This window comes from Shewanella decolorationis S12, from assembly GCF_000485795.1.
Lineage (GTDB): Bacteria > Pseudomonadota > Gammaproteobacteria > Enterobacterales > Shewanellaceae > Shewanella > Shewanella decolorationis.
On the sequence record NZ_AXZL01000068.1, the window covers coordinates 14,306 to 26,577 of the forward strand.

General features: G+C 51.1%; 4 protein-coding genes. 1 reads left to right on the top strand and 3 read right to left on the bottom strand.

Features of this window, described 5'->3' with window-relative positions; genetic code table 11:
• Positions 1-8 precede the first annotated feature (8 nt).
• The 3 genes from SHD_RS12000 to SHD_RS12010 form a co-directional block, all read right to left on the bottom strand.
• Positions 9-2,282 (bottom strand): PfaB family protein, encoded by a 2,274-nt coding sequence (locus SHD_RS12000; protein WP_039978350.1) that lies wholly within the window; start codon positions 2,280-2,282, stop codon positions 9-11.
• Between the two features lie 104 nt (positions 2,283-2,386).
• Positions 2,387-9,985 carry a type I polyketide synthase gene (locus SHD_RS12005; RefSeq protein WP_023267360.1) on the bottom strand — a complete coding sequence of 2,533 codons (7,599 nt, stop codon included), beginning with the start codon at positions 9,983-9,985 and terminating at the stop codon, positions 2,387-2,389.
• Complete coding sequence (locus tag SHD_RS12010) at positions 9,982-10,851, bottom strand: helix-turn-helix domain-containing protein (protein WP_023267361.1); 870 nt, start codon at positions 10,849-10,851, stop codon at positions 9,982-9,984. The genes SHD_RS12005 and SHD_RS12010 overlap by 4 nt, the downstream gene beginning before the upstream one ends.
• Before the next feature lie 380 nt (positions 10,852-11,231).
• On the opposite strand from SHD_RS12010, the gene SHD_RS12015 reads away from it, so the two are divergent.
• Positions 11,232-12,230 (top strand): 4'-phosphopantetheinyl transferase family protein, encoded by a 999-nt coding sequence (locus SHD_RS12015; RefSeq protein ID WP_023267362.1) that lies wholly within the window; start codon positions 11,232-11,234, stop codon positions 12,228-12,230.
• The last annotated feature ends 42 nt before the right edge of the window (positions 12,231-12,272 follow it).

Consider the following 12,272-nt stretch of genomic DNA (forward strand, 5'->3'; position numbering starts at 1 on the left):
TTGAGAACTCAAAGGGGTTCTCCTTCTTGGAATACGTTTGAATAATGGCCTAATGCGCTGGTGCTGACAGAATGTGGCGCTAGCGTTTTCGCTGTAGTCTTATCTGCAATCTTATCCGCAACGGGAGTGGCTGACTGAGCTGCCAATTGAGGCATAAGCGGCGCAAGGGAGAGTGGCACTCTATGGCTGATAAGTTGGGCTAAGCATTTGAGTAAACTGGTGATCGTATCGCTGCCCTTGGCATTGCATGCCATGGCTAATATCGGTTGTTCCTGTGTTTGAACGCCATCGGCGCCCAACTCTAGTTGGCGGCCGATTTTATCGATAAGTGTGCTGGTTTGCCTATCGGCGCCCACCTCAACAAATAAGCGCGCACCTTGGTTATAGGCGGTGTTAATCAGCGCGGTAAAATTAAGCGGCGCGCAAAAGGTGTCGGCAATACTCTTGGCAATGCTTTGGCTGTCGATGCTGACTGTACTTTGCTGCGCTGCGCTAATGAAACGCACCTGAGTCTCGCAGGCATTCGCCTTTATGCCCAAGGTATAAAACCCTTGGATAGCACTGTGCTGTGACTGCGAGGGCTGAGTATGCATGGCGGTGACTTTATTGCTGGCAATGCCACGCTTATTCAGCCTTTTAAGGAGTTGTAAGCAGCTTGCTTCGCAGCCCGCGAGAATACAGGTATCACCCTGTTCAATCGCCAGATAAACCCGTGGAAAATCAGTCAGCAGGGCATTAATTTCGGCGCGAGAGGCGCGCACTAAAAAGCTGTTCCACACTAGCGGTGCATCTTCATTCAATTGCCAATCGCGGCGCACCGCAAGCAGTGGGCCTGAAATCTCCTGATTGAAGATGGCACTGTTTTGGGTGGCGTGAATCAGGGCATGTGGCGTTTGCCAGATATCTAAACTTGCCCACATGGCCGCTTCACCCATGGAATAGCCCAGAGCGAGTTGCGGTTGGATATTAAAGACTCGAGTCAACAGCCGACTAAAAAGGTAACTGGCGCCAACACCGCTAATCGCAAGCTGGCTTAAGCTCATGTCTGCCGCGTCTTTTACATCAACAGCACTTTTGGCGTATGCAGCGCTTTGGTAAATCGCCTCGGCCTGCAGCATGGCGGGTAAATCCCCTTCGCGTTCAAGCTCGCGATAAAGCTCAGGGAAATAGCCATGTAAGTCGCTGAACATATTCGGGTAAACCGTACCGACGCCAGGATAGACAAAGGTTAAGCCTTTATCACCAAGGGGCGAGGCCGCAAAATAACTGCCCGCCGGGGTCTTAAAGACTAGATTGGTCGCTGGCGTTTGGGCTGGAGTTGGCGCAGGAGTCTGTTGCGTCTTTTCAATATAAGCGCGCATCGCCTTAGCTTCTTGCATTAACTCCTCAAGGGAGTCCGCCATCAGTACTAAAGCCAATTCATCCTTTGCTTGATAGCGCTTAAACCAATCACGGCCTTGGCTGCAAAGCCAATCTGTATCGGGAAAGTTTGCCGATAAATCTAATGAATCAATCAGTTGTGATAACTGTACCGTTAAAGACTCAAGTGTATTGCCGCTGATGGGAATAAACAGTCTGTTGGCATTGAGCAACGGCTGAGGGATAAGCCGAGTGCCTTGGGTCAAGATAAGGCTTTGGGCGGTGCTCGCTTGAGGGGCTTTACCAAAGAGATTTAGGCTTAACACCCTTGCCTGATGGGGCTTTGTAAACCAATAGCCTAGCTCCGCGGTTTTTACGGGCTTTTCAGCGTGCGGTTTAGCGTGCTGTTCAGCCAGTTGTGCTGCATCAGTCGCATCAAGCATTGGGGCAATACCTTTGAGGCTGCGATGACTTAATGCCTCAACCGCTTGAGCTAATACATTCAACTGGCTGGCAAGATTGTTTGCCTGCGCGTAGCAATTAACCGCCTGAGTACAATCGCGTTTCGCCAAGGTTAAAGCGCTGTTTAAACAGCGCTCGACTGTATTTGTTTCTTCAGCTGTTTCAGCTTGGATTTGCGCTAATGCTGAAATATAAGCCTCGGCATGCAGATGTAACTGCGCTGCCATCAGCCCATCGAGCAGATACAGGCTACGGACTTGCTGCTGATATTCAAAGCGAATTTCAACGAGTTGTTTTTGCGCAATATGGGCGAGTTGCTCTGTGATCAAGGCGACCAGTGTTGGCTCATCAGATGGCTCATTAATTAGTGGCTTATCTTCCACATTGAGCTGAATTCGACAAGCCATCAACTGCTGCAGCTTGCTGACATTGGTTTGTGCATTGTTAAGCGCACTCTGTATCCACTCATCACCAAGCCATACTGCTATTCGCAGTGGCTTGGTATTGGGATGTGGAGTGTTTAGTGCCGCATTGCTTAATGCGGCATTTGCGCTTGGGTAGAGTGTCACTTAACACTTACCTCGGCCGTGCTTTGGACTGCTGCCTGCACTATCGTTTGTTGCTGAGGTTTATTGGCCAAAAACGCTTGGTTAAGCGTCTTGCTGATCGTGACTTTTGCTCGCTTCATCTCGCAGCTTAGACGGCCATCCTGGTGGTAGAGGGCAATATTGGCTTCAAGTGAACGGGACGAATGCTTGAGCACATCCAGCACCAATACCGCCTTCTCGCCAAAACCTAAGGGCGAATAGGACACAAACTCGCCAATGGCACTGGGTAAGCTTGCCGCTTGATATTTAAGGCGTGCCCACACGAGCATGGCCTGCAATAACAGATCTTCGGCAAAGGGTTGTGTGCCTTTATCCTCAAGATTTGGCGCAAACTCGCCACAGTCATCTAAGTCCACCGCTGGCAGTGCTACCTTAGCGATAAGCTGTTGGTCATCAAAGGCGAGTACTTCGCTTATGCCTTGCAGTCTTGGGCCATGGAACAGTGTGCCATCGCTGTAAAGCGATTCTCGGTTCGCGATAGCGGGTTGCTGCGTTATCTCCTGCATTAGAGAATGCAACTCGCCAACCTCCAAACCCTGTGCGTCTGGCATATCATCCGTCTGTGCCACTAACACCGCCTGATACTGCGGGCGACCTTCAAAGCTGATCAGCGCGGCTAACGCCTCAGTCGATTGCTGTGTAGCGTCGGCAAGCGGCGTCAGCATCAATTCGAGCTCAATAGGCGCATTGCGTGCAAGCAGCGCCTCATCGAAGATAATCCCCTTGAGCAGTCGATAATCGCTGACACTCACCGCCTTACCTAAATGGGCCTTGGCAGCCTCACGCATCCAATCGATGGCGCACACCGTTGGCAACACCGCATGACCATTAATGCAATGATCCTCAATAAAACTCATGCGTTTAGGGTCGAGGCTGCGCATGATGCGAATACTCTGCGACAACGTTTGGGCCATAGGCTGCGGATCTAACGCCGTGGTTAGATCCGCTTCAGGCTTTTTTGCTGATGCAGCTTCAACAGTATTAGCGGTATTGCCCTGCATATCGGTTCCGATCAACAGCTGCGCCCCTGTATCACTCAATAATTGGCTGGCAAATAACTCGGCACCCGCTTTGAGTGGAATGACATAAACTCCACGGTCGATAAACATTTTCTTCAGTGCTGGATTGACCATGCCGCCATCCCAAGGACCCCAATCGAAGCTCATCACCTTGGCTTGTGGCAATTGCTGCGCAAGTTGCAGCGCAGCCTTATTGAGAATGTCATTAGACATGGCGTAGTCGCTCTGGCCGGCATTGCCGTAAAAACCCGCCGCCGAAGAGAACAGGGCGATGAGCGTTAACTGGCTAAGATCCAGTGCCGATAGCAGATTGTTAAGTCCGGTCACCTTAGTGCCATAAACCCGCTCAAGTTCGCTTAAGGTTTTGTCTTGAATATGTTTATCGGCAAGTACACCCGCGCCGTGGATAATCCCCGTGATGGGCGATAGGGCGCTGATAGGTGCAATAATGCTGGCAATGGCGGCAGGATCGTTAACATCCAGGCTTAAGTATTCGGCGCTGGCGCCAAAAGCTTCAAAGGCTTGCAAGGCATGGCTGATTTCAAGGCTGCTTTGTACTGGCCAAACTAAGGCATCCACTTGTTTTGGTGTGGGTTTATTACCCAGGCTTTGCAGATGTTCGATGGCAGCGGCTTTGAGTTCGTTGCGATTTTTACCCAGAGCCCAAGCGGGTATCCCCTGATGGGCGCTACGACCCACGAGGATAAAATGTGCCTTGCAGCGTTTCGCTAAACTTAAGGCGCACTCGAAGGTAACACCCTTAGCGCCGCCTGTGACGAGGATTTTGTCCGCCTTGCTAAGGGCGGCGGGTGGATGACGAAGTGCTGCGGTGCCCGCGACTAAGGTGGTGCGCTCAAGTTCGCTATCAATAGCAACTTCGACTGGCGCATCTTGAAGGTAGAATTCCTGCACCACCGCATTGGCAACCGTTTTAGCGTCCAAGTTTGGCGCGATATCCAGTGCGCGGCAGACCACTCCCGGCCACTCGTGATTTAAGGTTTTAGTGAGTCCAGAGAGCGCCGCTTGGTTGAGTTCACTCTGGCTAATAACAGCGCCTGCCGACTCGTCCATGCCGATATAGCCAAAGCCGCCGTCGATACGGCTGACGGTGACAAAGCGGCAGTGGTCGCGCTCAGTTAACAGCGGTTGTAAGTACTTGGCGAACAAGAAGGCTTGCTCGACCGAGGCTTTGGCTTCGTCTGCCAGCACTAAGCCTGCACCTTTATCGGCAACGGACTTATGCTGTGGCTGCAGATGGATAAAGCCAGCGATTTGGCCAAGCGCTTCAATCTGATTGATGACCTCACAAATGCTTTCATCATCAATCGCCTCCAGCGTGAAGCTGGCAATATGGCTATCGAGTGGCGATGCGCTGGTCACAACCGTTTTGGGTGAGCGTACAACCGCAACCTTAACCCCTTGGGCGTGAAGCTTTTCGGCAATCACCCCCGCGTTGTGGCCATCGTCGCCAATAACGACGTAACAGTTTGCCGTCAGTTGAACATCGCTAGTTGCTATGATGCGCGCTAACTCAGCCGCCGCTGGCAACTTTTTTAGCATCACCTCACTATGGGGCGGCAGGTCGATGGTGTCCTCGACGGTTTCTGCAATTGCCTCTTGAATTGGCGCAGCATGGTTTTGCTGTTGCGCCTCACTTGATGATTGCGAACCAGCATAGAGGGCGACAATTTCACCCAAGGTGCGACACTCGGCTAAATCTTCAGGGCCCAATTCTGGCAGGTTCGGTAGTTGGTCTTGTACTGTGCCTAAAATTTCCACACGCTTAATGGAGTCGATACCAAGGTCGGCTTCCATATCCATGCTTAGCTCAAGCATTTCAACGGGATAGCCAGTCTTATCGGCTACTACAGCCATCATAGTGCGTTCAATCTCGCCATCGGATACGGCTGTGCTTACAGCTACCGCCGAGCTTGTGGCTACTGCACTTTGTATTGCATGGCTCACTGTGGCCGCAGCTGTTACGGCTGTTGATACTACAGGAGTCGCTTGGCTAAAGAGCGCCACAATTTCCCCTAGGGTGCGGCACTCGGCTAGATCTTCTGGGCTGAGTTCTGGCAAGTTTGGCAGTTGGTCTTGTACTGTGCCTAGAATTTCCACGCGCTTAATGGAATCGATCCCAAGGTCGGCTTCCATATCCATGCTAAGTTCCAGCATTTCAACGGGATAGCCAGTCTTGTCGGCTACGACCGCCATCATAGTGCGTTCAATCTCATCATTTGAAACCGCCGCACTTGCAGCAACTGCACTTTGTGTCGCATGGCTAACAGTGGCGGCAGCTGTTACGGCTGTTGATACTAGAGGAATTGCTTGGCTAAAGAGCGCCACAATTTCCCCTAGGGTGCGACACTCGGCGAGATCTTCTGGGCTGAGTTCTGGCAAGTTTGGCAGTTGGTCTTGTACTGTGCCTAGAATTTCCACGCGCTTAATAGAATCGATCCCAAGGTCGGCCTCCATATCCATGCTGAGTTCCAGCATTTCAACGGGATAGCCGGTCTTATCGGCCACCACCGCCATCATAGTACGTTCAATTTCATCATTAGAAACCGCCGCACTAGCAGCGACTACACTTTGTATTGCAGGGCTAACTGTGGCCGCAGCTGTTACGGCTGTTGATACTACAGGAATTGCTTGGCTAAATAGCGCCACAATTTCCCCTAGGGTGCGGCACTCGGCGAGATCTTCTGGACTCAATTCTGGCAGGTTGGGTAACTCGTCTTGTACCGTGCCTAAAATTTCCACGCGTTTAATAGAATCGATACCAAGGTCGGCTTCCATATCCATGCTTAGCTCAAGCATCTCAACGGGATAACCAGTTTTATCGGCAACCACTGCAAGCATGGCGGTCTCGATTTGTTGCACGACTGACTTCTCGGAAAGCGCGCTAGTTACTGTTGTCACAGTTTGCACTTGCGGCTGTGCGACTTGAGGTTGCTGAATTTGGGGCTCATTCACAGGCGGAATAGTCGCTTTTGGCTCTGCGACTAACGCTTGAATCACGGGCGACTGTGCTGGAGCGACAGGCGTTGCCACAGCTACCGCCACTGGTGCAGCGACTTGAATGGGGGCTTGAACCTGAGGCGCTGGCATTTGGCCGAGTAGAGCTAATGCCGCTTGGCTGCTGCTGGTCTGCAATTGCATAAATTCAGCATGGCTCTTTAGGGTTTGTGCCTGATGCTGGTGGAACAGCTCCATCGAGCGTTGCAGGCTCTCTGGAATGGCGATGCCAAGGCTTGCCATTTTGGCTTGCTCCGCCATCAGGGCACTGACGGTATCGCCGTATTGCTGCGGGATCGCTAAAAATTGTTGATGTAATTGCGCGGCCTGGGTTTGGGCGGCAAAAAAGGCGCTCAGGGCATCTTGAGTCGCCTGTCCAGCGGTAAAGTTGGTTGGCTGTGCAGGCGTTTGCTGTTGAATAGTATTGCTATTTTGTGCCACTGGCTTTTCCACTTCGACAACCTTTTCTAGAATTTTTTCGACAATCACGGGTTTTTCAACGACTTTTTCAACCACTTTCTCAACGAGGCGATCCACATACTGCACTTGGCTGGCAATTTTGCCCGATTGCAGCGAATCGACCATTTTGCGGCGGGTACTAGGACTGATGTAGTTGGTTGCATTGAGCTTGATATTCATCGCCGAAGGCGTTGCTGGCGCAATCAATTCGGCTTGATAAGGGTCTATTTCACCCAGTTTCACCCCAGCAACCGCCAGTTGCACCGCAGCGCTGCGCAGTTGGCTGTCGGAGTCGGCTTTAGGATTTGGGTTAATGCTGATAAGGCAAAGCTCATTTAACTGCTCGGCGAGGGTATTTTCTGTCAACTTTTGCAGAATGTTTTTCGGACCGAACTCGACAAACACCCGTGCACCAGCGGCATACATGGCTTCTAGCTGCTTGCTAAAGTGCACCGATTGCAACATATGATCTTTAAAGGCCGCTTTGATGGCGTTGGCATCGGTGGAATGCAGCTCTCCTGTGCCATTGGCATACAGGGCAATCTTTGGCGTGTTGAACTGAGCCTTATCAATGGCTTCGCTAAAGGGCTTTTGCGCATGGGCAACCAATGGCGTGTGGAAGGCGCCGGAAACGGGCAGGGCAATCGCCTTAAAGCCTAAATCACCAATGGCCTTAGCGGCCTGTTGTGTCGCTGTGGTAGTGCCTGCAATCACCAGCTGAGTGGGGGAGTTGTAGTTGGCAATCTTGACGCCGTCAAACTGCGCCAAGCAATCGTTGATAGCCTCAATATCCTGTTTTTGCTTAAGAATAACGGCATACATGACGCCAGCATCACGACTTGAGCTGGCATCTTGTGGTGACTGCGCCATTGCCAGTCCACGTTCAAAGGCAAGCTTGATGTAGTCATCCATTGAGATAACCCCTGCGGCGCACAGAGCCGAGAGTTCACCAAAACTATGGCCTGCGAGCATATCTGGGGTGAAACCCGCCTGAGTAAACAGTGCGTATTGCGCCATAGAGAGCGCCCCAATGGCGCTTTGGGCGTAGAGGGTATTGGTTAATGCCGTTTCCTGCGCTTTTATCGACTCATCATCAAAGGCGGGAATCGGGTACAACACACTTGAAAGCACAGGCTTACCATGGGTACTAAACACTTTATCGCTGGCGTGGATATGGCGGCGAAGCTCGGGGAAGTTGTTGGCAATTTCCAGTCCCATATTCAGGTACTGCGAGCCTTGGCCTGCAAATAAGGCCGCGACCTTGGTGTTATCCTTGACCAGTGCCTGGGCGCGGAAACTTATCCCTGAGGGTAACTGCCAGCTCTCGGCGCTATTGGATTCTAGCTGCGCTATTGCTTGGGTTAACAGAGTCTGTAACTGGGCATAATCCTTGGCGATAAAACCAAGACGGGCTGATTGCGGGGGGAGTTCACGCAGGGCGTAGGATTTTGCAAAGGCAACAAAATGCGCCTGAGAAAGCTCAGCCTTGGCGGCGGTTGCTTGCTGCAGCGCGGTTTTTAACTCGCCCAGCAGCGCGGTTTTGTCGGCGGCGGTAAACAGCCAGCTTTGTGCCACGCTGCGTTGGCGATAGGCGTCATCGCGCGCGTATTCTGGGCGGTATTCTTCGAGCACTAAATGGAAGTTAGTGCCCCCAAAACCGAAGGAGCTGATCCCTGCGCGGCGCGGCGTATCGTCACTGCGTTGGATCCAAGGGCGTGCCTCGGTATTGAGATAAAAGGGCGAGCGGGCAATGTTTAATTTAGGATTAGGCTGACTGACGTTAATCGTTGGTGGCAAGACTTTATGGTGCAGTGCCAATGCTGCCTTAATCACACCCGCCGTGCCCGCGGTGGACTTAGTATGACCGACCTGAGATTTAACTGAACCTAAAGCGATATGCTGTAACTGCCCATTATCCTTAGAGAATACTGAGGTTAAGCCATTGAATTCGGCCACATCGCCTGCGGCTGTGCCTGTGCCGTGGGCCTCAATCAAGCCAACGGTGTGCGGCGCAAAGCCTGCGTCATCATAGGCGCGCTCTAATGCCTTGGCTTGGCCTTCGGGACGCGGTGCATAAATGCTCTTAAATTTACCGTCCGATGAGGCGCCAACGCCTTTGATTACCGCATAGATACGGTCGCCATCGCGCTCGGCATCGTCGAGGCGTTTTAAGGCGACCATGCCGATGCCTTCGCCAATCATCATGCCCTTAGAGTCGATATCGAAGGGTTGGATTTGCTCGTTGGTGGTAAAGGCGGGTGTCTTTGAAAAACTCATATACATGTACGGCGAGTTGTCGGTACAGACACCGCCGGTGATCATCATGTCGCTGCGACCTTCGGTCAGTTCGGTCAGCGCCATACGCATGGCGGCAAGCGAACCAGCGCAGGCGGCATCGACGACGCAGTTCATTCCGCCTAAATCGAAACGGTTGGCGATGCGTCCGGCAATCACGTTACCGAGGGAGCCGGGGAAAGAGTTTTCTTCCCAGTGGACATATTGATCTTGGAATTTTTTGATCAGCAGCTCGCTATCTTCATCGCTCAGGCCACTGCTTTTAAATACTTTTTTCAGCACCGGATATTGCAGGCGCGCATTGAGGCTATGGCTTAGTTTTTGACCGCCGCCAATCCCTAGGGTGATGCCGATGCGGTCACGGTCGTAGTCGTCTGGCAGATTGACATCCTGTAGGACTTCCTTGGCGACGACCAATGAGAGTAATTGTGAACTATCGGTGAGTTCCAAAATATTGGGTGGCAGACCAAACTCCATCGGATTGAAGTCAACCTCTGGCATAAACCCGCCGCGTTTGCAGTAGCTCTTATCGGCCTTGGACTTGTCCGCATCATAATAGTCATCAATCGACCAGTGGGATTCGGGTACGTCGGTAATGGCATCAATCTTGTCGCAAATTAAATCCCAAAACTTATTTAAGTAGCGGGAGTTAGCAAAGATACTCGCCATGCCAACGATGGCAATTGGCATATCTTTTAAGCGTTTATTCAGTCTCTTATCGGCTTTTTCATTGGTTGATAATTGAGGCTGTGAAGGGGTATGGCTCATAACGAGTCTCCACTGGCAAAGCGTTTGGCCGTTGCCTTATTAAGGGATTTAGCGATGGCTTTTGGGGTTTGTACGCCAGGAAAGCGGGCTAAAAAAGTGTGGTAGTTGCGTACCAGCAATTTACGCAGATGAAACGGCCCATCCTTCAGCACATAGGCGATGTAGCGATTGGCCGCTTGGGTGTTACTGTCTTGATAAATATCGATATAAATCCAATCTGCCTTGCTATCTATGCCAAGGAGTACCGATTTAGGTTCGGCCTCGGTCAATTGCGGCGGCAGAGTGAGTGACACCACTTGTACTACGGTGTCTCCATCGGTACTTGGCAGGGCAAGCGCCTTGGCCAAGGTTTCGGAGTTGACCGTGTAGGTCTGAACATCGCTGCCTTGGCTGATAGGCAATTGATTAAAATACTGTTTAGGCACAAGCTCTTGATCAAACTCATCGAGGCGCGAAACCCCATAACGCTTAAGGCAGCGGGCCAACCCCGAGCGGGACACATTGGGATTGATAAAGGTTTGCGTTGCTTTAAGTAGTCTATCGAGCGGCAGTTTGAGCTGATATCTCAGTCCCACCACGACGTATTCTTCCATCGGCGTGAGGGTGGTATTGAGGTGATGCGGGGTGTTCGGGCTGTCGTTCACAGACTCGCGCTTGCGCCATTTACGCACGGTCGCTTCGGTAATATTTAAAATTTTGGCAAGCTGACTCACACTTAATTCAGATTGCTGAATAAAGTGTCGCATCTCCGGCGTGGTGGTGGCATTGCGGTGCCTAGCCATTTTGGAGGCGGATTTGTGCTCAGGGCTTGGCTTATCAGCCTGAGCATTATCCGCGGCTTGAGTACCCACTTTTCGAGAACTCATCTTGTTAGTGCTGTCCCATCTTTATTATTTTCATCCTACATAATCTATCGGGACTGCTTAAACTTGCCTGCAAAAGCGGAGTGTGGACTCATGCTTAATCTAGGCTTAAAACCCGTGAGCTATGTGTTTTGTTACGCACAATGGTGATGCAGATTACCTGAGGTTTCGGCTCGATACAATCATATGGGACTTGAAATGATTTTTTAATGTTCAAATGATTCTGTTCAAGGGCAATAAATTCCTGTTCAGCACGGGACTTAAGCTTAAAGAGTCATTTAAATTCATAGAATTAGAAACAAAAATAAGATACTGCTCGTCAGGCGAGTAGAACTAAGTAGAATAGTACAGCCGCTAAACTCAAGGATTGTTGGGATAAATGAATGAATATTGAGCTTTTTTTTATTCCATTAACCGAAATGGATGTGACCAGCACGAATGTGTGTATGGCGCTCTTGAGTGAGGACGAGCGCGCAAAAGTGGCGCGTTACCGGGCGCCCAAGGCACAGATGAACGGTTTATTGGTGCGAGCGGCGCTGCGCTGCGTCTTATCTCAAGGACTACAATCTCGCGGTGGGGCCTCATCTTGCTCGCCCCAACGACAGATTGCGCCCCAAGATTGGTGTTTTGAGTATGGGAAAAAGGGCAAGCCTAGCCTCTGTCATAAGCAGTTTCTGAGCACTGGCATTGAGTTTAACTTAAGCCACAGTGGCGACTGGTTGTTGATTGCCTTGGCGCAAGATGATAACAAGGGAGAAACCGCTAACACAGCGCTGCCCCGTTTAGGCTTGGGGGTGGATATAGAGCGTTCCCGCGCCAGCACTCATATTTACCCGATCCTGAATCATTATTTTTCCCCGATTGAAGCCGAAAGCTTATTAGCCCTTGAAGGTGAAGATGCACAGCGGCAGCGCTTTTTTGACCTTTGGGCACTTAAGGAATCCTACATCAAGGCAACGGGTTTGGGCTTAGCACAGTCGCTGAAATCCTTTGCCTTTGACTTAGCACCAAACAGTTTGCTGGCGGTTGATGATGGCGTGCAGCAAGCTGCCGAACCCCGTAACAGTGTCGAACTTAAGCAGCAAGGGAACTTTGCTTCACCGAGCCAAGCTATGCTCAGTTCGTATCTTCAACTCCCGTCGCGTATTCCACTTTATTCCAATATTAAGTTGCTGATTGAACCTGAAACTGCACAGGATGCCACAAGCTCCCATGCCCAACATTGGCAGAGTTACTTTGGCCGACTTGATGAGGAATATCGTTTTGGACTCAGTTTAGTGTTTGGTGATAGCTTAGTGCAGGATGACAGCTTGTCGAAGGTGACTATTTCGATGCAACTGACCAGTATCACTGCATTACTGGCGGCGTGCTCGGCTATCTAGTGTGGCCTTCGCACTAAGGCTTAGGTCGCCTTTGTTCTTGAA